This window comes from Deinococcus radiophilus, from assembly GCF_020889625.1.
Classification (GTDB): domain Bacteria; phylum Deinococcota; class Deinococci; order Deinococcales; family Deinococcaceae; genus Deinococcus; species Deinococcus radiophilus.
Genome location: NZ_CP086380.1, coordinates 1,679,042 through 1,701,125 on the forward strand (window position 1 = coordinate 1,679,042; position 22,084 = coordinate 1,701,125).

General features: G+C 63.9%; 25 protein-coding genes. 14 read left to right on the forward strand and 11 right to left on the reverse strand.

Annotation, left to right across the window (positions count from 1 at the left end; all coding sequences use genetic code 11):
- Positions 1-79 precede the first annotated feature (79 nt).
- Together LMT64_RS08450 and dnaB are read right to left on the reverse strand one after the other, a co-directional pair.
- Positions 80-889: an NUDIX domain-containing protein gene (locus LMT64_RS08450; protein ID WP_229253158.1), complete on the reverse strand. Its 810-nt coding sequence runs from the start codon at positions 887-889 to the stop codon at positions 80-82.
- Complete coding sequence (gene dnaB, locus LMT64_RS08455; protein ID WP_126351075.1) at positions 886-3,474, reverse strand: replicative DNA helicase; 2,589 nt, start codon at positions 3,472-3,474, stop codon at positions 886-888. Before dnaB ends, LMT64_RS08450 begins: the two co-directional genes overlap by 4 nt.
- A gap of 787 nt (positions 3,475-4,261) precedes the next feature.
- Here dnaB and LMT64_RS08460 point away from each other — a divergent pair.
- From LMT64_RS08460 to LMT64_RS08475, 4 genes are all read left to right on the forward strand, one after another.
- Complete coding sequence (locus tag LMT64_RS08460) at positions 4,262-4,651, forward strand: type II secretion system protein (RefSeq protein ID WP_126351074.1); 390 nt, start codon at positions 4,262-4,264, stop codon at positions 4,649-4,651.
- 83 nt (positions 4,652-4,734) lie between these two features.
- A complete protein-coding gene (locus LMT64_RS08465) occupies positions 4,735-5,124 on the forward strand; it encodes a type II secretion system protein (RefSeq protein WP_126351073.1) in 390 nt (129 codons plus the stop codon).
- Between the two features lie 105 nt (positions 5,125-5,229).
- Positions 5,230-5,994 carry a class I SAM-dependent DNA methyltransferase gene (locus LMT64_RS08470; RefSeq protein ID WP_126351072.1) on the forward strand — a complete coding sequence of 255 codons (765 nt, stop codon included), beginning with the start codon at positions 5,230-5,232 and terminating at the stop codon, positions 5,992-5,994.
- Positions 5,991-6,965, forward strand: a complete 975-nt coding sequence (locus tag LMT64_RS08475; RefSeq protein WP_126351071.1) for an NAD(P)H-dependent glycerol-3-phosphate dehydrogenase — start codon at positions 5,991-5,993, stop codon at positions 6,963-6,965. The genes LMT64_RS08470 and LMT64_RS08475 overlap by 4 nt, the downstream gene beginning before the upstream one ends.
- A 47-nt stretch (positions 6,966-7,012) precedes the next feature.
- Here the strand turns inward: LMT64_RS08475 and LMT64_RS08480 are convergent, their stop codons facing one another.
- Positions 7,013-7,693: an HAD family hydrolase gene (locus tag LMT64_RS08480; RefSeq protein ID WP_126351070.1), complete on the reverse strand. Its 681-nt coding sequence runs from the start codon at positions 7,691-7,693 to the stop codon at positions 7,013-7,015.
- Positions 7,690-8,049 (reverse strand): histidine triad nucleotide-binding protein, encoded by a 360-nt coding sequence (locus tag LMT64_RS08485; protein ID WP_126351069.1) that lies wholly within the window; start codon positions 8,047-8,049, stop codon positions 7,690-7,692. The genes LMT64_RS08480 and LMT64_RS08485 overlap by 4 nt, the downstream gene beginning before the upstream one ends.
- Positions 8,050-8,268: 219 nt before the next feature.
- Between LMT64_RS08485 and LMT64_RS08490 the strand changes: the two genes are divergently transcribed.
- Positions 8,269-9,264: an SDR family NAD(P)-dependent oxidoreductase gene (locus tag LMT64_RS08490; RefSeq protein ID WP_126351068.1), complete on the forward strand. Its 996-nt coding sequence runs from the start codon at positions 8,269-8,271 to the stop codon at positions 9,262-9,264.
- 111 nt (positions 9,265-9,375) lie between these two features.
- On the opposite strand, the gene LMT64_RS08495 is transcribed toward LMT64_RS08490, so the two are convergent.
- The 4 genes from LMT64_RS08495 to LMT64_RS08510 are packed head-to-tail and all read right to left on the reverse strand — an operon-like array spanning position 9,376 to position 11,768.
- On the reverse strand, positions 9,376-9,762 hold the full coding sequence (locus LMT64_RS08495) for an inorganic pyrophosphatase (protein ID WP_170165902.1): 387 nt from the start codon (positions 9,760-9,762) through the stop codon (positions 9,376-9,378).
- A 35-nt stretch (positions 9,763-9,797) separates the two neighbouring features.
- Positions 9,798-10,169: a hypothetical protein gene (locus LMT64_RS08500; RefSeq protein ID WP_126351066.1), complete on the reverse strand. Its 372-nt coding sequence runs from the start codon at positions 10,167-10,169 to the stop codon at positions 9,798-9,800.
- A 49-nt stretch (positions 10,170-10,218) separates the two neighbouring features.
- Complete coding sequence (locus LMT64_RS08505) at positions 10,219-10,926, reverse strand: 16S rRNA (uracil(1498)-N(3))-methyltransferase (RefSeq protein WP_126351065.1); 708 nt, start codon at positions 10,924-10,926, stop codon at positions 10,219-10,221.
- Positions 10,927-10,931: 5 nt separating this feature from the next.
- Positions 10,932-11,768, reverse strand: a complete 837-nt coding sequence (locus tag LMT64_RS08510) for a 50S ribosomal protein L11 methyltransferase (protein ID WP_126351064.1) — start codon at positions 11,766-11,768, stop codon at positions 10,932-10,934.
- 86 nt (positions 11,769-11,854) lie between these two features.
- Here LMT64_RS08510 and LMT64_RS08515 point away from each other — a divergent pair, with 86 nt between their 5' ends.
- Genes LMT64_RS08515 through LMT64_RS08525 form a run of 3 tightly spaced genes read left to right on the forward strand, consistent with a single transcriptional unit; the run spans position 11,855 to position 14,358 of the window.
- The gene (locus LMT64_RS08515; RefSeq protein ID WP_126351063.1) at positions 11,855-13,045 is read left to right on the forward strand and encodes a CHAD domain-containing protein; all 1,191 of its coding nucleotides are present in this window, start codon (positions 11,855-11,857) and stop codon (positions 13,043-13,045) included.
- Between the two features lie 57 nt (positions 13,046-13,102).
- Positions 13,103-13,864 (forward strand): alpha/beta fold hydrolase, encoded by a 762-nt coding sequence (locus LMT64_RS08520; protein ID WP_126351062.1) that lies wholly within the window; start codon positions 13,103-13,105, stop codon positions 13,862-13,864.
- Positions 13,864-14,358: a ClbS/DfsB family four-helix bundle protein gene (locus LMT64_RS08525; RefSeq protein WP_126351061.1), complete on the forward strand. Its 495-nt coding sequence runs from the start codon at positions 13,864-13,866 to the stop codon at positions 14,356-14,358. The genes LMT64_RS08520 and LMT64_RS08525 overlap by 1 nt, the downstream gene beginning before the upstream one ends.
- Positions 14,359-14,506: 148 nt before the next feature.
- On the opposite strand, the gene LMT64_RS08530 is transcribed toward LMT64_RS08525, so the two are convergent.
- The 3 genes from LMT64_RS08530 to sdaAB all read right to left on the reverse strand — a co-directional run bounded on the left by LMT64_RS08530 (position 14,507) and on the right by sdaAB (position 17,789).
- Positions 14,507-15,655, reverse strand: coding sequence for a serine protease (locus LMT64_RS08530; protein WP_229253159.1), 1,149 nt, complete (start codon positions 15,653-15,655; stop codon positions 14,507-14,509).
- Between the two features lie 388 nt (positions 15,656-16,043).
- The gene (sdaAA, locus tag LMT64_RS08535; RefSeq protein ID WP_126351059.1) at positions 16,044-16,916 is read right to left on the reverse strand and encodes an L-serine ammonia-lyase, iron-sulfur-dependent, subunit alpha; all 873 of its coding nucleotides are present in this window, start codon (positions 16,914-16,916) and stop codon (positions 16,044-16,046) included.
- A gap of 204 nt (positions 16,917-17,120) precedes the next feature.
- Entirely contained in the window at positions 17,121-17,789 is a 669-nt protein-coding gene (sdaAB, locus tag LMT64_RS08540) for an L-serine ammonia-lyase, iron-sulfur-dependent subunit beta (RefSeq protein WP_126351058.1), read from the reverse strand.
- Between the two features lie 248 nt (positions 17,790-18,037).
- Here sdaAB and recO point away from each other — a divergent pair, with 248 nt between their 5' ends.
- The 6 genes from recO (at position 18,038) to LMT64_RS08570 (ending at position 22,054) form a co-directional block, all read left to right on the forward strand.
- Positions 18,038-18,796 carry a DNA repair protein RecO gene (gene recO, locus LMT64_RS08545; RefSeq protein WP_229253160.1) on the forward strand — a complete coding sequence of 253 codons (759 nt, stop codon included), beginning with the start codon at positions 18,038-18,040 and terminating at the stop codon, positions 18,794-18,796.
- 46 nt (positions 18,797-18,842) lie between these two features.
- A complete protein-coding gene (locus tag LMT64_RS08550; RefSeq protein WP_126351056.1) occupies positions 18,843-19,250 on the forward strand; it encodes a hypothetical protein in 408 nt (135 codons plus the stop codon).
- Between the two features lie 97 nt (positions 19,251-19,347).
- Positions 19,348-19,665: a hypothetical protein gene (locus LMT64_RS08555; RefSeq protein WP_126351055.1), complete on the forward strand. Its 318-nt coding sequence runs from the start codon at positions 19,348-19,350 to the stop codon at positions 19,663-19,665.
- On the forward strand, positions 19,662-21,035 hold the full coding sequence (locus tag LMT64_RS08560) for a sensor histidine kinase (RefSeq protein ID WP_126351054.1): 1,374 nt from the start codon (positions 19,662-19,664) through the stop codon (positions 21,033-21,035). The genes LMT64_RS08555 and LMT64_RS08560 overlap by 4 nt, the downstream gene beginning before the upstream one ends.
- 23 nt (positions 21,036-21,058) lie before the next feature.
- Entirely contained in the window at positions 21,059-21,556 is a 498-nt protein-coding gene (locus LMT64_RS08565) for an MgtC/SapB family protein (RefSeq protein WP_126351053.1), read from the forward strand.
- Positions 21,557-21,631: 75 nt separating this feature from the next.
- Positions 21,632-22,054, forward strand: coding sequence for a DoxX family protein (locus LMT64_RS08570; protein ID WP_211334155.1), 423 nt, complete (start codon positions 21,632-21,634; stop codon positions 22,052-22,054).
- The last annotated feature ends 30 nt before the right edge of the window (positions 22,055-22,084 follow it).

Consider the following 22,084-nt stretch of genomic DNA (forward strand, 5'->3'; position numbering starts at 1 on the left):
AATAACAGATTACCTTGGGCCTGAAAAGGGGCTGGTGGATTGGACCCAGCCTCCGCCCCACAGCTATGTTTCAGCTCACCTATTCCAGATCAGGTTCTTCGGTGTCGCTCCCGCGCCGCACTGCGCCTACACCCGGACGGCGGCGGCGCAGCATGGCCGGTTCCTGGTCCAGATTGAACACAAAGTGCCGGGGGCGGCGCTCATGCAGCCAGGTTTCCAGCGAGACCAGCCGGGGTCGGAAGCGGATGTATTCGCGCAGTTCACGGATCGGCACGAAGCGGGCTTCCTGCACGTCACGGTCAGGGTCCCCGGGGGCCAGTTCGCCGCCCACTTCTCGGCCGGTGTAGAAGAACTGGAGGTGATGGCCCCACGACTCGGCCTGGAACTCCACCACAAAGGCCAGGTCGCGCAGTTCGATCACCAGCCCGGTTTCCTCATAGGTTTCGCGGCGGGCACCGTCTTGCAGCAGTTCGCCGGATTCCAGCCCACCCTTGGGCAGCGACCAGCGGCCCCGCTCACGCACCAGCAAGATCTCATCGCCGCGCATGACCACACAGCCCACCCCAATGCGCGGCATGACCAGCGGACGGCTGCGTTTTTTGCCCCGGCGACTGGGGGCCGCCGTCTTGGGAACCGAGGTGTCGTTGGTGACCTGGCCGGGGTACTGCACGTTGTTGCCAATCTTTTTGGTCTTGCTCCGGCTGCGGCGGCGGCGCTGTTGGGTGCGGCCCGCATCGGCAGGAGTGCCCGTGGCCGGGGGTGTGCTGGTCGCGGTGGGGGCGGGAGTGACAGCGGGCGCCTGAGCGGCTGGCCTTCCCTGACCACGCCGACCAGAGCGGCGGCGGCGAGGCCGGGGTTGGGCAGCGGGGTTGCTTCTGTCTTCGCTCATACGGCTCCTTCTCCGGCCAGATCGTTAAAACGCACATGGGCGCTGTGAAATTGCAGCTTGACCGTGCCTACCGGACCGTTGCGGTTTTTGCCTACGATGATCTCAGCAATGCCTTGCTGGTCAGTTTCTTTGTTGTAATACTCGTCGCGGTAGATAAACATCACGATGTCGGCGTCTTGCTCAATCGCGCCCGATTCACGCAGGTCCGAGAGCATGGGTCTGTGGTTGGGCCGCGACTCGACCGCGCGTGACAGCTGCGAAAGCACGATGATCGGCACATCCATTTCACGCGCCAGGCCCTTCAGACCACGCGAAATGGTGCTGATCTCCTGCTGGCGGTTCTCGCTGCCACCGCCCCGGCTGCCGGACATCAGCTGCAGGTAGTCAATGACCACCATGCCCAGCTGTCCCCGCTGCGCGGCAATGCGGCGCAGTTTGGAGCGCAGGGTATTGAGCGTCAGGTCCGGCTGATCGTCAATCACGATGGGCGCTTCGGCCAGTCGGCCGGCGGCGTGAGCCAGCCGCTCGAAGTCGCGCTCACCCAGCTGCCCGTTGCGGATGCGGTTCATATCCACCCGCGCCTCGCTGCACAGCATCCGCAGCACCAGATGGACACTGGGCATTTCCAGGCTGAAGATCGCCACGGTCTTTTCACCGCGCAGACCGATGTTCTGGGCGATCGAGAGGGCGAAGGCGGTGTTGTGCAGGCAGAAATCCGCCGCCACAAAGTTGGCGTCTCCAGGAACGGTCAGGTCATACACTTGCTTTTCGCCGAGCGGCTCAATGCCGACAATCTCATCCCAGTACAGATCATCGCTGCTCAGCATGGCCAGATGTGGATCATCCAGAACCGCCGCATAACCGGCGGCGCGGCGCTGAGGCAGCCCACGGGAGGTGTGTGGATTGTAACCCGCTGGGGCAGGTTCCCCAGCAGCCAGCGCCAAGGCACGCAGGCTCAGGCCCCGCTCGCCAGCCCGCTGGCGGACATGTGACCACACCCCCACGGGCAGGTGACCGACATTGCTGCGGTTCCCGTCGCTGACCGGAATGGCCCGCCGGGACTTTTCACCCAGCCAGCCCACCGCCTGCTCATACTGCGTCAGACTGCGCGGCTCGGTGATCTCCACCCGCCAGGAACGTGGCGTCTTGCACCACAGCTTGCTGACGATTCCCAGACGGGTCAGGGCATGTTGCACGTCCTGCGCCAGCCTCTCGCTGGCCACGGTGAACTCAATCCGCGCCCGCCCAGCCAGAGCGTACAGTGTGCCGTCGCAGCTCAGCAACACCCGCAAAAATTCAGCCAGTGCGGCTTCGGGGAGCGTCCAGACGAGGGCCGGGAAGCGCTTGTGTTCGGCGAGTTGACCCCACAGTCCCAGTTCACGCAGCCACTCGGTCAGGGGGTTAGGCCGCGCCTTTTCCTCACCCGGCTGCCAGCGTCGGCTAAGCCGGAAATCAATGCCTGTGCGGGCATCTTGGTGCATCTCCAGCTCTGGAAACTCGGCGCGCAGACAGGCGCGGAAATCGGCCACCAACTCAGGGTCAGCATTGGTCCAGCGGGGACTACTCTGGGTCAAGCCGCCCTCAGCGATCAGATAGGCCAGCAACCGCACCCGTTCGCGGCTCAGCTGCCCAGCGCCGAAGACAGGCACGCGGCGAGGCACGGCCACCCGGTCACCCACCTTCAGGTCATACAGCGGTGTCCAGCCGTCTGCCCCCAAAAACGGATGGTGCAGGGTCGTTTCAACCTGGCGCCCCAGTCGAGTGGTGACGCGGGCCACGGGTTTGACGCCGCTGTCGATCCAGGCTCCCACCCTGGTCCGCCGCAGCTGCCCCGTCTCGCTGACACTCAGCACTTCGGGGCGCTGCTGCTGCACGAACGCCTCTACGGTGAGGCGCTCGCCTGTACGGGGGTCGTCGATCAGCGTGTCCGCACTGACACATTTGCCCATACTTGGCCGCGCCGCCAGCACATTCAGGCTGCCTTTCTGGAACCCTGAGAGCGTCTCGTCGAGGTCATGAAAGCCGGAGCCGACGCCGTCGGGCATGCCCCGGTTCTGGTGAAGCAGGGTGATGTACTCGAAGGTGTCGTGCACCACGTCACTCATCACCTCGAAGTCGCCGCCTTTTTGCTTCTGCTCGGCCACACTGAAGATGGCCTTTTCGGCCCCGTCCAGCAGGTCCTCCAGCGGCTGTGCGCCGTCATAGGCCAGTTGCATGACCTTACCTGCAGCGCCGATCAACTGGCGCAGGGTATGCTTTTCGCTGACGATCCGGGCGTAGTGCTCGGCATAGGCAGCGGTCGGCACCTGGTCCGAGAGGCCAATCAGGTAGGTCAGGCCGCCCACCTCGTCCAGCTGCCCGCCAGCGCGCAGGTCCTCGCTGAGCGTCACCAGATCCACCGGCTCGCCGCGCTCTTGCAGCTTTTGCATGGCCCGGAAAATCTTGCGGTGGCCCTCGCGGTAAAACATCTCCGCCGAGACGGTATCGCCCAGCGCGCTCAGGACATCGTTGTCCAGCAAGACACTGCCCAGCACACTGATTTCGGCGTCATTGGAATGGGGCGCGACGCGGGGGCTTAGTTCCATAGGGATACTCTCATGGGGTGACCTTGGGGCGGGGCGGCATAGCTACTCTCCTGACAGGGGCGACATAGAACGTGCTTGTTGAGCGCAGGGATGAGGGGCGGCGGAGGCAAAGGCGCGGGCCAATACATGACCCTCTAAGGATCAGTACTGCGCTGACCGGAGCCAGGGCCTAAGCATGGGCGGGGAGCCGTATGGCGCGGCCTCGCAGATTCGCGGACAGGGCCAGCCGACCCCGCGCAACTCCGGCATCATACCGCAGGGACGCAAGCTTGATGGTTCCGCCGCTAACGCAGCTGATGGGTGATAAGCGATGTACGATGTACGCCACTCAGGGCCGGGAGCAGAGGCCGCCCATCGCCCCGCCAACCTCCTCACCACCCACACTCCACAGCTCAAAGCTTGTCACCGTCATGCCTGGTCATACATGTTCCACGCTTTCCGTGCGCCGATTCTGCCAGAACCTTGCAAGAAGAATGGGCCAAATCAGGTCAATCTGGAATGAAAACAGCCGCTCTGCCCAGGCCCAGGCCGGAGTGCACAGCCCAAAAACCGCGTTCAGGACACACTATACCAAGTCTAAAGATTGCCACCTGCCGCCGTGCAGCGCTGCGTAAGACCATTGTGAGAATTGCGGGCCTATGCTCAGGTCAGCAGAAACGGAGGAGGCCCGATTGCGGCGATTGCCCGCGGCCAACCAACGCCCCCGCACTGCTAAGCACTACCTAGAGTCGGCGCAGAACCTATCCCTATACCTTATCTGCACTGACCACCCCACAAGGAGAACAACATGAAAAACAACACTGCTGGTTTCACCCTGATTGAACTGCTGATCGTCATCGCCATCATTGGCATCCTGGCCGCCGTGCTGATCCCCCAGTTGCTGGGTGCCCGTGAAACTGCCCAGGAGCGTGCCATCCAGGCCCACAGCGCCAACGTGTACAAAGCCGTGACCGCTGCTATGGCCAGCAATATTAGCCTGACCCCCACGGCTATCGCAACGGCTCACAGTGACTGCACGGCTGCCGTTGCCAGTGTGAGCAGCACTGCCTACGGCTGGAAAGCTGCTCCCGCGGGGGTTGATACCTGCACTGTGGCCGCCAACGGCGCAGCGGACTTTACGGTGACCGTAGCAGATAGCGCTCTCGGCTACACCAGCGTCAACGGCCAGCCTAACTAAACTGAGGACCGTAACCTAGCTTGACCACCAGCGGAGCTGCCCATGGAGGCAGCTCCGTTGCACCTTTCAGATCAAGTCCGAACATGCAAAACAATGGATTTACCGTCGTGGAGTTGCTGATCGTCGTTGCGATCATCGGCATCCTGGCCACCGCACTGATTCTTCAGCTGCTCGGTGCCCACGAAACTGCCCAGGAGCGGGCCATCCAGGCCCACAGCGCCAACGTGTACAAGGCTGTGACCGCCGCCATGGCCAGTAACTTCCGCTTGCAATCCAGTGATATTGTTCAGGCGCATGGCGACTGCACGGGAATTGCTTCCAGTGTGAACGGCACCGCCTACGGCTGGAAAGCTGCTCCCGCGGGGGTTGATACCTGCACTGTGGCCGCCAACGGCGCAGCGGACTTTACGGTGACCGTAGCAGATAGCGCTCTCGGCTACGCCAGCGTCAACGGTCAGCCCGACAACAACTGATCAAAAGCACTCACCAATACCGCTCCTCCGGGGGCGGTTTTCCGGTTTATAAGGCTGCTCTCCGCGTCACCGCCCTGTCAGCCCTGCGCCGCTACACTGTCCCCCATGCAGCACGCCCCCTTTACCGCCCTGGCCGCCGTGTACGACACCATGATGGACGATGTGGAGTACGACCACTGGGCCGACTTTATCCTGACCTATGCCCGCGACCAGGGCCTGAGCGGGGAGCGGGCACTGGACCTCGCCTGCGGCACCGGCGGCCTGACCCGCGAACTGCTACATGCGGGCTGGGAGGTGACCGGCCTGGACGGCTCGGCCGAGATGCTGGAGATGGCCCGCGCCCGGCTGCCCCAGGGCACGCCGCTGGTGCAGGGCGACCTGCGGACCTTTGCACTGAAAGAACGTTTCGACCTGATCACCTGCGTGTTTGACAGCCTGAACAACCTGCTGAGCGCAGAAGAACTGGGGCAGGCCTTCGCGCGGGCAGCGGCCCACCTGCGCCCCGGCGGGCTGCTGGCCTGCGACCTGAACACCCGCCTGGGCGTGCGTGAGCTGTGGGACGGCGACGTGATGGAAGGCGTGGCCCCTGCAGCCGACGGCTCCGAGGTGCATTACCACTGGTCACACACCTACGACGCCGATGCCGAGCTAGGCGTGGTGCAGGCACTCTGCCGGGTGGTGCGCGACGGCGGCGAGGTGGAAGAATTCATCGAGATTCACCGCGAACGTGGCTACGACGCGGGCGAGGTGGAACCGCTGCTGCGGGCGGCGGGCTTTGCGCGGTGGGAAATTGTGGAGTATCCCGATTACGCCGCGCCCAATGAGGACACGCCCCGCATCTGGGTCTTTGCCTGGAAGGACGAGGCATGACCCCCCACCGAACCAAAGTGGCCGTGCTCGGCGCGGGAGGCTGGGGCACAGCGCTGGCACTGGCCCTAGGCCGTGCAGGACAAAGTGATGTGACCCTGTGGGCCAGGCGTGAGGATGCAGCAGGCACGCTACGCGAGCAGCGCGAAAACGTTCCTTACCTGCCCGGCGTCACGTTGCCACCAGAATTGCAAATTACGGCTGACCTAGACGCTGCGCTTGAAGGCGCAGCCTTGGCCTTGGTGGTCACTCCCAGCGTGGGCGTGCCGGACCTGCTTTCCAGGTTGCCCCAAGACCTGCCACTGGTGCTGTGTGCCAAGGGTTTGGGCCCCGGCGGCGAGCGGCTGGGCGAACTGGCGGCGACACAGGGCTTCGGGCAGCTGGCGGTCCTGAGTGGCCCCAACCACGCCGAGGAAATCGGACGGGGACTGCCAGCGGCCACCGTCATCGCCAGTCAGGATGAGGCGCTGGCCCGCCAGGCCCAGTCCCTGCTGCAGTCTTCCAGCCTGAGGCCCTATACCAGCGACGATCCCGTGGGCGTGGAGCTGGGCGGAGTTCTGAAAAATGTGTTGGCTGTAGCTGCCGGAATGGGAGATGGTCTGGGCCTGGGCGACAATGCCAAAGCCTCACTGCTGACACGGGGACTGCCGGAAATGGGCCGCTACCTGGCCTGGTCAGGAGCGCAGCCGGACACCCTGTATGGCCTGAGCGGCCTGGGCGACCTGATGGCCACGGCCAACAGTCGGCACTCGCGCAACCGGGCGGCGGGCGAAGCGTTGGCGCAGGGGGGGCACCCGGAGCAGGGCGGCAAGGTCGTGGAGGGTCTACGGACGGCCCGCCTGCTGCACGACTGGGCCAACGCGCACGGTCATGACTTGCCGATCATCCATGCCGTGTCACGGGTAGCGGCGGGCGAGTGGACACCGCAGCAGGCCGTCGGGGCACTGATGGAGCGAGAGGCGCGGCCAGAGTAACGGGCCTCTAACCGAAGGTATCTGAGGGCAAAACACAAGCTTAGTTATCAGCCCCTCAGCCCCAGTGCCGCTTGCAATTCCTCATGGCTCGCCACAATCCGCGCAGCCCCGGCCTGAAGCAGTTCACCAGCCAATGAGGGGTCGTGGTGGGTCACGGTAATGCCCCACACCGCGCACCCCGCCGCTACCGCCGCCCGAACGCCCACCAGGCTGTCTTCTATCACCAGGCACTGCTGCGGCTGCAGCCCCAAAGCCTCGGCGGCATGGCGGTAGAGGTCCGGCTCCGGTTTGGCGCGGCCATCCACGTGCGAAGGGTTGTAGGCGTGATCCGCAAACACTTCGCTCAGGCCCACGCGCCCCAGCTTGAAGACCATTTCCTCCTGACCACTGTTGGTTGCCAGAGCCAGTGGGACACCTGCCTGTGTCAATCGCTGCAACGTCTCGGCAGCGCCTGGAACCACCGCCTCGGCGCCGAAAGCTTCTACAAAACGGCGGTTCAAGTCGGTGCCGAAGCCCTCATGTGGAGTCCAGCCATGCTCGTTACGCAGCCAGGCCAGCAGCATGGCATTGGTCAGGCCATTGCCCGCGTCCATCAGCGCCTGACGCCCGATCCGCTCGCCCGCCTCGCCCATCGCGCCCACCCAGGCGTCATAAGCAATCCCCTCAGAGTCGATCAGCACGCCGTCAAAGTCGAAGATGACCCCGGCAAATTCCTGAAGACCTGTCACAGCACGTCGCTTTCAGGACCGTTTTCCCAGCCCGCCAGGATGTGGATGTGGGTGTGGTACACCATCATGCCTGCGTCCTGACCCACATTCACCACCAGGCGGTAATCCTGCGCGTGCTGACGGGCCACTTCGCTGGCCTTGAGCCACAGCCGGCCCATCTCGTCAGGGTCCGCAATGGTGTCCAGGCGCGGCGACCACTTCTTGGGAATCACCAACAGGTGAAGGGGTGCCTTGGGGGCAATGTCCCGAATGGCAATGTAATCATCGTCCTCGTAGACGATCTCGCTAGGAATCTCGCGGGCAATGATGCGCTCGAAGATGCTCGGTTCGCGCTGATCGGTAGCAGGATTGGTCATGTTGTCCAGTCTAGAGGTGGGCCGCGCAGCAGCAGACAGCCCTAAAGCGGGGATGAATACACCAAACCTGGGCGCGGATGACCTGGGCGCGGATGGTCAGCCCCGAACCTCTGCCTGGCCTTGAACGGGCACTACAGAGCTTTGAGTGCAATCTCACCTGTGAAACCTTGCTGAATGCCGCTCTGGCCAATAGGACAATGTGGTCAGGCAGACTGAGGTATGAGACTCCCGAAACGACTGCTGCTGCTGGGCTTAGGTGCGGCCATCGCCGCCCGCCACCAGTTCATCCCGCGCTATGACCTGACCGGCAAAAGCGTGCTGATCACTGGCGGCTCACGCGGCTTGGGGCTGGCCCTGGCCCGCGAATTTGCGGCGAGGGGCGCACGGCTGACCCTGCTGGCCCGCTCCGGAGATGATCTGGAACGTGCTGCGGCGGGCCTGCGCGAACAGGGCGCTGCCGTGACCACCTTCGCCGGAGACGTGACTCAGCAGGATGATCTGGAGGGAGCCATTCAACAGGCCCTGCGCGAGTATGGGGCGCTGGATGTGGTCGTGAACAACGCTGGTATCATCCAGACAGGCCCCGTGCAGGACATGACCGAAGACGACTGGCGCGAGATCATGGAAGTGAATGCCTTTGCGCCACTGCGGCTGATCCGTGCGGCCTACCCACAGCTGAAAACCGCTGGGGGCCGGGTACTGATCGTGTCGTCGGTGGGCGGCAAAGTGGCCGTGCCACACCTGGGACCTTATTCCATGAGCAAGTTCGCCTCGGCAGGGTTGGGGGCTGCTCTGAATGCCGAACTGGCCCGCGACGGCATCAGCGTGACCACCGTACTGCCCGCACTGATGCAGACGGGCAGCCCCAAGAACGCCGTAATCAAGGGCGACTTTGAGAAGGAGTACGCCTGGTTTGCCACGCTGGACAACACGCCACTGGTATCCATGCCCGCCGACACCGCCGCCCGCCAGATGGTAGACGCCCTGGTACGCGGTGACGCCGAAACCATGATCGGCTTGCCGGCGCTGGCCCTGAAATACGCCCAGGCACTGGCCCCCCAGCTGACTGCCGACCTGATGGGGCTGACCAACCGCTTGCTGCCTGGTCCCACCGGAAAGGATGAGCGCCGACTGGGGGCCGAAGCCGAAACCGAGCTGACACGCAACAACCCCATCAAGCGGGCAGCGGAAGAACGGTTCAATCAGGACGGCTGACGGTTCCGCCACCGCTGACGGAATGCGGGAAGCCACGCCAAATTGCCCACGCTCTTTATAAGGCGCAGGCATGAGGCCGCCCGTGCATTTGATTCACTCTGCTTGGCTGCTTTACAAGCCTGTTGGCGAGGCGGGCACAACTGCAGAGCCGAGTGAATCCAGCCATTCCCAGGCCGCTTCCGGCCCCAGCAGCCGCGCCCCACGCTCCGGGGGGAACCAGGCCAGTAGGGCCTGACAGGTGCGGTCATCCTCGCCAAAAATCACCTTGTGGTCACCGTCTGCCAGCCAAAGCAGACCGGTAGGTGGGGCCATAACCTGCCTCCCAACTTCCAGCGGGTCGCCCAACCACACGGCGTCCACCTCAGCAGCGTCGGCGGGGTTGTGCAGGGCAGGAATGCAGCCGTAGTTGACTGGAGCAGGGAGCGGTTCGGTGCGGTAAGGCACGACTCTGCCATCACGCCAGATCAGGCGCTCGGCCTGGCCACGGGACCATTCCACCACCCCGCTCAAGGTCCTGCCAGCCGCGGCCTGACTCACGGTTTGACCTCATACAGTTCGGCCTGCCGCATCACTGTGCCACCCAGGCTCAACACGGCGCGGTAGGCCCCCGGCTGCGGGGCATTCAGCCGGAATACGGCCTGCCGCTCCTGAGCGTCCAGATACACCGAGTCCTGCCCGATCTGGCGGGGACCGTCAAACCAGGTCACGCCCAGATAGCCCGCTGTAAAGTCGCCGTCCACACGGGCGGTGAGGACCAAGTCTTCGCCGCTACGGACGATGGCCGTGCCAAACACGCGGGGTGGCAACCGCACTTCGGACACCGGCGGGATCAACGGCACATAGTTGTAGCGGCAGCCACCCAAGAGGGGTGCCAGCAGCAGCAGGGCCAGGGTCATGGAACGCATGGGCCGAGTGTAGAGCGTCAGGCTGAGCCGTTGATGGCTTAATGTGCCGTCAGACTCCTGTCGCCACAATTGCGCCCAGCAGCGCCACCGGAGCAGTTTCGGCTCGCAGGATACGCGAGCCCAGTACGACACCCTGAGCGCCGCGCCCGGTCAGCCCGTCCATTTCGGCCTCCGAGAAGCCACCCTCTGGTCCGGTCAACAGAGTCACCGGGCTGTCCCAGTGCAGGTGATCGGTGAGCAGATCGTGGACATAAGGATGCGCCACGTAGGCCTGCCCTTCCCAGCGAAAAGCCCCCAGCGGCACCGGAGCCAATACTTCTGGCGTCACGGCGCGGCGAGACTGCTTGCTGGCTTCCGCGGCGATGCGGTTCAGGCGCACCAACTTGTTCGCGCCGATGTCGCGTACGTCGGCGTGCTGAGTCACCAGCAGCTGAATGCGGGCTGCGCCTAGCTCGGTGGCGGCGCGGACCACATCGGCCAGCTTGTCACCCTTGAGCAGGGCCACCGCCAACGTCACAGGCTGCGGCGTTTCGGGGGTGCCAGGCAGCTCTTCCACCAGCCGCAACTCGGCGCGCAGGCCGTCCAGCGCCAGCAATTCGGCGCGGGCCTCGCGGCCCCGACCGTCGAAGACCAGCAGCGCGTCACCAGGCCGCAGCCGCATGACGCTCAGGTGGCGCACTTCGGGGCCAGTCAGGACCAGCCTGGTGTCCGGCAAATCCTCACCCAGAGCGGGCACGCGAACACGGGTCAGGCGCATCCGGCTCAGCCTGCCTGTTCGGCCTTGCGGCCCGTGACCAGCGCCCACTCGCCATCCAGCTCCACGGCTGTGTCCTGCACACCCTCGCGGCTCAGGGCCGCCTGTACCACGTCCAATCGGTCTTCAAGGATGCCGGTCAGGATCAGCTGCCCACCAGGACGCAGGTGCAACAGATAGGTAGCGGCCAGAATGTCGTGCAGCTCGGCGAACAGGTTGGCGACCAGCACGTCGTAGCCCTGGTTCGACAGGTCACTGTGGTCTGCCGGAGCTGCAAACTCGGCAGCGTTCAGTGTGCCTTCCTCAAACTGCACCTGGGGAGCGTGCAGGTCGTTCTGCTCGGCATTGGCGCGGGCCACGGGGATGGTCAGCGGATCAATGTCTACCCCATAAGCCAGCGCCGCACCCAGCCGGGCCGCTGCCATCGCCAGTACGCCGCTGCCGGTGCCGACATCCAGCACCTTTTTTCCAGTCAGGTCCAGGTTGCTCAGTGCCCCCACCGCCAGTCGGGTGGTGGCGTGGTGTCCGGTTCCGAAAGCCATCCCAGGTTCGATGATCAGCGGCAGTTGGGTGGCTGGCACCTCGTCCGCCAGCCAGGGCGGCGCGATGGTGATGCGGCCCGCCTGCACCGGGCGCAGGTCACGCTTGAAGGCGGCCTGCCAGTCCCGGTCCTCTTCCTCGGTCCACTCGCCGCCTAAGAGCGGTCCTTCCAACTCCAGCCGTTCAGAGAAATACGCTCTGATCAAGCCGCCACGCTCCTCTAGGCCAGTCGCTCCGGCCTCCCAGAGCAGGTCCAGATCGTCTTCGCGTGATTCGAGGGTTCCGGGCAGTACGTACACCAGCATGAGGGGCAGTCTAAAGCAGAGGTGGCCCACAGCGGCAGCGACACTGCGGCATTTTTCATACGCAACACTGCTACGCTGGGCACAAGATGCCCAAAGCTTCCGCCCCGGCCACCCCCCCTGAGTCCCAGAACGAGACTGCCAGTGCACAGCCCACCTCCCTGACAGAGGACCTGAGCGGCTGGTGGGAAGGGTTTCAGGCGGCCCAGCCGAAAGCCGTGCATGAGGTCCGCAAAATCACCCGCCGCGCCCAGGCTGAAAGCGGCGTGAGTGACATGAAGAAAAAAGTGCGCCGCCAGTGGCGTGACCTGCGCCGCGCTGCTGCCCCGGTACGTGACCATGACGCGGCAGGCGAACACCTGCGGGACGCCCTGAAGGAGTTGGGAGCCAGCGCCACAGCCCAGCAGCGCTTCGAGAAAGGCTGGGCCGAGCGCCGCGCCCAGTTGCTGAAGCGTCACCCTCTGCCCGCGCAGCCCCCACAGGGCTATGACCTCCCTGCCGATTGGTCCGCCCGCGCCGAGGGAGCACTGAACAAGGACCGCCGCGCTCTGCTGAAAGAAGGCAAGGCGCTGATGAAACAGGCCGACGATCCCAGCAACACTGACGACTGGCACGACTGGCGCAAACGGATGAAACGTTACCGCTACACCCTGGAGCTGAGCGGCAAGGCACCCAAAGTCCTGAAACGCATGCTGGAACACCTGGGCCGTCTGCAAGACGCCGAAGTGCTGCTGGAGCTACTGGAAGCCGAAACGGAGCACTTCACCCGAAAGGACCTGGCCGCCCTGCGAGCCCGCGAGCAGCAAGCTGGTCTGGACGCCCGCGCTGCGGCCCGTAAGCTGTGGCCTGCACTGAAAGCTGAGCTGAAAGGCGAAACGCCAAATGGCCCGGACGAAGCAGATCCAGCCAGCGAGGAAACCCAGCCGACCACTGCCCCTCGGCCCAGGACACCACGTCAACCCAGCAAGGCCAGCACCAGTCAGAAGAAGGTGTCCGAGAAACAACCCAGCGCCGCCAAGACCAAAGCGTCTCCAGCCCGTTCGAGTACACCAAAACCGACCACAGCTGCAACGACCAAGACCAACGCCAAGTCCAAGGCCAAAGCGACTACGACCACCACCCGGAAGCCTACTGCGCAGCAGCCAACCCGAGCCGCCCAAGCAGACGCAGCCGAACCCGCCCGCCGGACCCGCAAGACGGCCAGCACCGCCACGACCAACAAAGCGCAGGCTCACAGCAAAGCCCCAGCAACCCGCTCCCGCAAAAAATCTGGTTCTTAAACACTGGGCCAGGGCGGCGCTGACCAAGCACGGTCAGCCCTCCCCTACCCTGGGCACATGACCAACTCCGCCGACACCGCTGCCGACCAAGCTGCCAAGCCCCAGACCGCCGTGTTGTTGCACGCCTTTCCGCTGGACGCCCGCATGTGGGACAGCCAGAAAGCCGCACTGGAAGCGGCGGGCCTGCGAGTCATCGTGCCGCATCTGCCGGGATTTGGCGGCGAGGATGGACAGCTGAACAGTCTGGAAGACATGGCCGAAACCCTGCTGGATGAGGTCTTTCCCCAGGAACCAGTCTCCCTGGTGGGCCTCAGCATGGGCGGCTATCTGGCACTGGAAGTCCTGGCAGCCCTGCAGCGGCGCGGACAGCCAGAGCGTGTTGGCCGTCTGGTGCTGGCCGACACCCAGTCTGGGGGCGACGACGCCAAGAAGCGCGAAGACCGTGAGAAACAGGCCCAGAAGGTGCTGAACGAGGGCCAGGAATTCATGGTGGAGACGGCCCGCGAGGAGCAAAAGCCCTCCACCGCCGAGCAAACGGCCCGCATGACCCGCGAGGCCAGCCGTGAAGGGATTGCCGCTGCACTGCGGGCCATGGCGGCGCGTGAGGACCGCCGGGACGTCCTGCGGCGCGCTGGGGAGCAGGGCCTGAGCGTGTTGGCCCTGGTAGGCAGCAAGGACGAACTGACACCGCCCGAACAGTCTCAGGAAAATGCCGATCTGAGTGGCGGCGAACTGAAGGTGATTCAGGGCGCTGGGCACCTCTCGAACCTGGATGAGCCGGAAGCGTTCAACCAGGCATTGCTGGACTTCCTGAGCTGATGGACCGCACCGAACTGCTCGCGGAGCTGCGCCAGGAGTTCCAGACCTGGCAGTCGCTGAACGCCCAGGCCGAACGTCAGGACCGCACCGATGTCCCCATGCCGAACGGCTGGACCTGGCGCGAGCTGCTGGCGCATCTGGCGGCGTGGCAGGAGGTCACTCGCGCCAGGTTGCGGGCTGCCCCGGATGGGTACGGGCTGTCTTACCCAGCCTGGGCCAGTGGGCAGAACCCCGATGATCAGGACGTTGATGCCCTCAATGCCCGCGTCCAGTCCACTGCCCAAGGCCAAAGCTGGAAAGCTACGCAGGCCGCCTGGGAAGCGGGTTTCCAGGAAGTCTCGCGTCTAGGCAGGAGCTTCAGCGCGACGGAACTGGAGCAGGCGCGGGACTGGCTGGAGGGGTATACCCTGCTGGACGTGCTACGCGGCACCCTGGAGCATCACCATGCGGATCATCTGCCCCAAGCACAGCGCTGGCTGCAGCAGCAACCGTAACCTAGGAGAGACGTCTCTTCGGCGGTCGGTGGCGGGTTAACCGCCTGCCTGCCGTGTCCTCCCCGGGCAGCACGCCCTGCGACCAACACCACAAAGGGAGCGCCATTGCAGCGCTCCCTTTGGACGTGACATGTGGGGTGGCTCAGCCTTAGTTGTTTTCACCCAGGGTGTAAGCGCCGCTGCCGCTGTAAGTGTTGACGATCCAGCGGTAGTAGCCGCTTGCGGCAGTGTAGGAGATGCGCTCAGGGTTGGAGGTGCCGTCGGCCTGGGCGACGTAAGCCCAGCTGCTGCCGTTCCACTTCTGGAGGTAGAGGTCAAAGTCAGCGCCAGCAGGGAACTTCAGCTCGCCGGTGAGGGTTCCGCCCGCATAGTTGAAGTACTGGGTGATGTTGTTCTGACCACTATACAAGGTGCCTTCATAGGTGCGGTCATAGGTGGGCGGGGTAGGTTCGGGCGTAGGGTCCGTCGGCGTGCCGTCGCCGTTATCGGCCACGACACCGCTGGTCGTCTGAATCCAGGACTTAAAGGCGTTGACGCGGGTATAAACGCCGTAGCCGTTGCAGGCCGAGGGGCCGTACGACACGATCCCCAGCACATAGTGCTTGTTGTTCAGGACTTGGGCCAGCGGACCGCCGCTATCGCCGTTACAGCTGTCCTTGCCCTGGTAGGCTTCGCCGCAGATGGTGTTGCCGGGTGGGCGATCCGAGCCGCAGGTGGTGGGGTTGGGCGTGATAGGAATGCTGACTTCACGCAGGTTGCTGCTGATTCCAGCGTTCGCACCCGTTTTGCCCCAGCCGGAGACGACAGCGTACTTCCCTCTCACGTCCAGTACAGCTTCTACCGAATCACCGGGGATCTTACCCAGGGCCACGTTGCTGTTCAGCGTCATAGGGGTGCTGAGTTTCAGCAAGGCAATGTCGTTGGCAGTAGTGCTGTCGTTGTAGTTGGGGTGGACCCGCACGGCGCTGACGGTGCTGGTCTGTCCACCATTGGCGTAGTACAGGCTGCCTGCACGGATAGTCAAGCCATAGGAGCTGCCGTTGCTCACGCAGTGCGCGGCGGTCATCACCCAGTCTGGGGCAATCAGGCTGCCACCACAGTTGAGGCTGCCATTCTTGAGCAGGGCCACCTGATAGGGGCGAGCGCCTAGGGCGCTGGCGGTCCCGTTCACGATCTGGGCTCCCAATTCAGCGTTCAGGGTAGGGGTAGGGCGAGCGGTGGCGTTGCCCCCCTGCTGAGCACCTGTATCGGGAGAAGAAACTCCACAGGCGGCCAGCAAGAGAGACGGGATCGACATCCAGGCGAATCTTTTCATGTCTTACCTCCAAGATCAGCGGCGCCATATCCTTCCCCAACCCTCGGCTTGGTACAGAGGGCATATTTATGAACGGAGCGCCGATGATGGGGCAAGTTTAGCGCAAGGGAAACAGGAGGTATAGCCGGATCTCTCAAGCTTGACTCATCATCTCAGGTTATGCAGACGCACTGGCGCTCTCACCGCCACCCACAGCACCGCGTCCTCCTGATGCGGGCTCTAACGTGCCGTTTGATCAGGATCACCCTCTCATTTTCGGGGCGTGACAGCCAGGTGGGAAACCCATTCGGCGTGGCGAATAAATATGCGCCCCAGGCTCAGCTTGAAATCCTAACCTGGGGCACGCACCGATTCACCCGCTTTCCCAGGGTCAGCGGCTCATCGGCAGCGGTTCCATCTCGCCGCTTTCCATGCGTTCCATAATCTGGCGGCCGGTGGGGGTCTGGGCCAGGCCACCTTCCGCCGTTTCACGCAGGGCAGGCGGCATCATGCGGCCTACTTCGGCCATCGCCGTGACCACCTCGTCGGGCGGGATAAAGCTCTCGAGGTTGGCCAGCGCCAGTTGCGCTGCGCTCACCGCGTGAACTGCGAAAAAGGCATTGCGGCTGACACAGGGCACTTCCACATAGCCGCCTACGGGGTCGCACACCAGCCCGATGGTGTTGGTCAGGGCCAGTGCGGCAGCGTGAACAGCAGCGCGGGGCGAACCGCCCATCAGCTCGGTGACGGCGGCGGCGGCCATCGCAGCGCTGGACCCGATCTCGGCTTGACAGCCGCCCGCCGCGCCCGAAATAAACATCTTCTCGCTGATCGCCTTACCGATGCCCGCAGCCAGAATAAGGGGACCAACCAGTTGCTCGTCGTTCAGCCCCAGGTGGTCGGCCACGCCCAGCAAGGCACCCGGCACGGTCCCAGCGCTGCCCGCCGTGGGAGCCGCCACGATCCGGCCCATTCGGGCATTTTCCTCGTTGACGGCCATCGCGTAGGCCTGCACCCGCACCAGCAGCGGCGCATTCAGCGTGTCCTGGGCTTCCCACAGGCCCTTGGCGTTCCAGCCCACCATGCCGGTGATGCTCTTGGCGTCGTTTTGTAGGCCGCGCTCTACCGAGTCGCGCATCTCCCCGATACGGCGCAGCATCTCGGCGCGGACGGCCTGTGGGTCCAGCCCCGAGTCCTCACAGTCCTGCCGCAGCACCCATTCGGACGCGGGGGCGGGGGCCTGCATGATGTCTTCTAGTTTCATGGGTTGCTCCTTAAAAATAGATGGTAGATGGTTCTGCTGCGCTGATAGGTGATGAAGGGCCGGTAGAGGCTCCCTCGGAACATCGCGGAGGTAGGCGTCTCTACGGGGGTGGTCTGCGAGCCGACCGGCACAGTTCCGCAGGAGAGCGAGGAGACAGAGACTGGCCTGGACCTTACACCCATGTTCCGGATGACTAGAGAGGGTCTAGCCGTCCATCAGCTTGGGCATCAGCTGGACCCACTGCATACCGGAGTAGCGCCGGAAACTGTTCAGCAGGTCAGGGTGAATGCCAGGGCCGTCCAGCTCGATGGTGACCATCGCGGTGCCGCCCCGCCGGTCGCGGGTGCAGTTCAGGGTGGCAATGTTCACCTCTTCGGCAGCGATAGCCGTGGTGATGCGCGACAGCACACTGGGGCGGTCCTGGTATTGCAGTAAGAGCGTGGGGTAAGCGGCGCTCAGCTGCACAGCTACACCGTTGATCCGGGTAATCAGGATCACGCCACCACCAGTAGAACTGGCGATTATGTCCACTTGGTGGCTATGCCCCGCTGCCCGAATGCGGGCGGTGTTGGGGTGAACGTCGGCCAGTTCAATATGACTGAAATTGAAATCCACGCCTAACTCGCGGGCATCCCCGAAACTGCCGGGCAGCCGGGGATCGTCGGGCGCATAGCCCAGCAAGCCCGCCACCAGCGCAAAGTGAGTGCCGTGCCCGCGTCCCGTCTTGGCAAACGAGGCGTGCAGACCAATGTCAGCGTGGCGCGGCACCTCGCCGAGCAAGTGATGGGCAGCCAGCCCGATGCGGCATGCGCCAGCCGTGTGGCTGCTGCTCGGCCCGACCATCACCGGCCCAACCATGTCCAGAAGCGTCATGGCAGGCAGTCTAGAGAAATGCCGCGCCCCTGGCACGAGCAACCCCTGGCGGCTGTCTGCCCAGTGGGGACAACCCCTGCGGAATGTCTGAGGACCAGGGCAAGGAGGTGGGACAAAGAGGCTCACCGATGCGGACCAGTGACCAACTGACAACAACTCAACGGGAGCGACCGCTCCAGCCGCCCGATTTGCGCCCAACCATCACCCATCAACCTTTTTCCTGCGGTCCTCGGCGCTACAGTACTTCAGTGACCTCGCCCGCTTCTTCTGCCCGCCCTGGCCGTCAGCGTTCGGTCACGCGCAGTGGCATCGTGCTGCGGCGCTGGAAGACCCCCAGGGGCGACCTGATCGTCAGCCTGCTGACCCCGCAGGGCAAGCTGAAAGCCATTGCGCGCGGTGGGCTGCGCGGCAAGCATGCCAGTCCGCTGAACCTGTTTCACCACGTGGAATTGCAGGTCTACAGCCGCCCTGGTGACGACCTGGCGGTGATCCAGCAGGCCAGCTTGGAGGGGGCGCTGTCGCGCCTGGCACTGCCGGAACGCCACCCCTACGCGCACCTGCTGGCCGAACTGGCCGAGCTGCTGTTTCAAGAAGGCGAAACCGACGAGTACGGCCCGCAGGCTTTTGACCTGTTCGCGGGGGGCCTGCGCGGTGTGGCAGGACATGCCGACCCCGAGTGGGTCACGCTGGTCATCAGTTACAAATTGCTGGCCCTGGCCGGATTTCCCCCACGCACCCGCGTTTGCGTGCGCTGCGGCGCGCCGGACCCACAGCACCCCGACCCGTTTGGCGGCGAGCTGCTGTGCGGGCGCTGCTCGCACCAGCGGGCGCTGAGTCCAAGCACGCTGGATTTCCTGAGGAATGTCGTGCGCCGCTCGGTACGCCAGAACATGGACAGCCCGGTGCCGCCAGGTGAGCGCCGGGCGCTGTGGCAAGGCCTGGAGCGCTTTGTAGGGGTACAGGTCGGCAAGGTTCGCAGCTGGCCCCAGTTGTATACCCAGCCCTAGCAAGCCCACAGTCTGCCGGGGCTGGCCCGGGTACACTGCCGGGCAGATGCGCGACCCGAAAAAGTCCACTCAGCCGCAGTCGTTCAGCCACACCGAGCTGCTGCAAGAACTGTTTCCCGGCAGTGAAGGAGTGCCGCAGGGAAGTGCTGGAGAGCCGACCCTGGGCCTGTATCCGGTCGCTGACGGACGGCTGGCCCTGGTGCATGGGCAGCAGCTGGCCGAATTCACGCCCCTGAGCGGTCAGGCCAAGGCGGCGCTGCACTGCGACCTGTGCCACTTTACGCGTTCGCCCAGCGAGGCCCGCATCTACCGGGTGGTGGTCGCCCAGCGCCGTAGCCGCTATGTGACGCTGTGCGGGAGTACCGTTCACTGCCAGCAACGGGCCGGCACAGCGGGGCTGAATGCACTGGCCGAGCGAATTTTTCCTATCGAATCTGGCGCGGAGATGTTCTAGAAGGTAGCTACACCGGCCTGGGTCAGCACAGCTTAAAGCAGGACAGGAGCATGAAAATTCCACTTTCCTCATATCTTCAGCACGGCTAGATTGGGCCATGCTTCCGCCTGCTGCGCCGCATCTTTCTCCTGAGGACGCTCAGGTTCTCTTGGCCCAACAGGGATTTTTGCTCCGCCTGAGTGACGCGATCCGCCCGCTGTCCGACGCTGCCACTTTGGAAGGCGAAGCGTGCCGCCTGCTGGGTGAACATCTCCTGGTCGGCCGGGTCTGCTACGCCGAGCTAGACGAAACGTCGCGCATCGCCCGCGTTGCCCAGGATTGGACGCGGGACGGGGTTTTCTCACTGTCAGGAAATCACCGTATGGAAGATTTTAGCTGGGCTATCGATGTGCTGTGGCAGGGGGCGGCCAGATGATCTGCGATACCCAGACCTCTTCGCTGGTTGCCCCAGCGGACCACCAAGCCTCAGCGGCACTGGGCATCATCGCCTGCATGAGCGTGCCCATTCTTAAAGAAGGTCGGTTGGTCGGCGCTTTTTCTGTGACTGACGACCGGCCACGCGACTGGACCGAAGCGGAATTGGCCCTGCTGCGTGACGTGGGAGAGCGGATGTGGGAGGCGGTCGGACGCGCCCGCGCCGAAGCGGCCTTGATGGAGTCCGAAGCGAAATACCGTACCCTCTTCAATTCCATTGACGAAGGCTTTTGCACCATTGAGGTGCTGTTTGAAGGAGGCCAGGCGGTGGATTACCGCTTCTTGGACATGAATCCGGCATTTGTCCGGCAAACCGGTATGGAAGGAGCCATAGGCCGGACCATGCGTGAATTCGTACTGGACCACGAACCTGCCTGGTTCGAGATGTATGGTCAGATTGCCCAGACGGGTCAGGCCCAGCGCTTCCAACAAGAAGCGGCTGGGTTGAACCGGTTTTACGATGTCTACGCTTTCCGGGTCGGCGCACCCGCCGCTCACCATGTGGCCGTGATTTTTAACGACATCACAGCGCGCAAGCAGGCCGACGCGCAGCTTCACGATCTGAACCGCACCCTGGAACATCGCGTCACCGAACGTACCCAGGAACTGATGAACGAGCGGGTGGCCTTAGAGATACTGAACGAGGAACTGGAAGCCTTCAACTACAGCGTGTCATACGACTTGATGACACCCGTGCGGCATGTCGAAGGCTTTGCCAGACTGGCGGCCAAAAATCTGGAGGACCCTGTCAAGGCACAGCGGCATCTGGACACGGTGCCGCAAGGAGCGCGGCGCATGGAAACCCTGATTGAAGCCAGGCTGACGCTGTCGCGCACTGGACGGCGCGAGCCGAAGATCAGTGCGGTTGACCTTGGCCAACTGGCGGAGCAGGCCCAGCTGGACGTGCAAGCTCAAGTGGGAGAGCGTCAGGTAGAGTGGCACATCGGTCCCTTGCCGCAGGTGCAAGGAGACAGCGGAATGTTGCAGCAAGTCATGACCAATCTGCTGGACAATGCCGTGAAGTACAGCTGCACCCGCGACCAGGCCGTTATTGAAGTCTGGGCAGAAGAAGCCGGCGGGCAGTGGAATGTCTTTGTGCGGGACAATGGCGTGGGGTTCAATCCGGAAGACGGCCACAAACTGTTCGGTATCTTCCAGCGCCTGCACCGTCAGGACGCATTCGCGGGCACCGGCGTAGGCCTTTCGTTGGTGCGCCGGACCGTTTTGCGGCATGGCGGCACGGTCAGTGCTACTGGAGCAGTGGGTCAGGGAGGCACCTTCCAGATCACCTCGCCCAAGCCTGCCGCCTAGGATGTTCTATGCTGATGGGCACCATGGACCCTGCCATATGGGAGCAACTGAACCTGATGAGCGGCCTGCTGGTAGCAGCCGTCCTGAGTGGCCTGATCGGCTGGGAGCGTGAGCGTCATCAGCGCAGCACCCATACTGCCGGGCTACGCACGCACATCCTGGTGGGGGTCAGTGCAGCGCTGTTCATTGTGCTGGGCGAGAACCTGGTGACCTCCTTCGCCAAAGAGGACGATCAGGTGCGCTTTGACATGATCGGCATTCTGGGAGCCGTCGTCAGCGGGGTCAGTTTTCTGGGGGCAGGGGCCATCTTCTCATCCAAAGGTGGTGAAGGTGCCAAGGGACTGACCACCGCAGCTGGACTGCTGGCTACCGCCGCCGTCGGGGTGGCCTGCGGGCTGCATCTGTATGTTCTGGCCGCCGGAGCGACTGCACTGTTTCTCTTTACCCTGGGACCACTCAGCCGTCTCAGCGCCCAGGCACAACAGGAGGACGTAGCCAAGCCACCTCAACATCGCTCCTGATTGCCGTTTCATACAGGGTTTGAAGCAGTACTAGAGAGTGGGTGCCGTCAGACCCGGTCCATGTCAGTATGCAGCATGAGGACGAAGACCAGACTGTCGCTTCTGCAACATCTCGCCCGCTTTGTGCTGGGAGCCGCCCTGATCACTGCTGGTACCGGGCACCTTACTTTTGCCCGCAAAGAATTCCCGGCGCAGGTGCCCAAAATGCTGACCGACGGCCCGCTTTACCTTGATCAGGACATGATCGTGCTGGCCTCAGGGGTGGCTGAAATCGGGCTGGGAACAGCGTTGGTGGCGCTGCCCAAAGCGCGCCGCACCGTCGGGCTCATTGCAGCGGGATTTTTCGCCGCTGTTTTTCCGGGCAACATCTCGCAGTATCTGACCGGAACCGACGCTTTCGGACTGAACTCAGACCGCGCCCGCTTTGGGCGGTTGCTGTTTCAGCCGATGCTGATCGCCTGGGCGCTGTGGAGCACCGGAGCCTGGCCGCGCCGCTAAAGGCCGGCGGCCCCGCTGACAGGACACCCA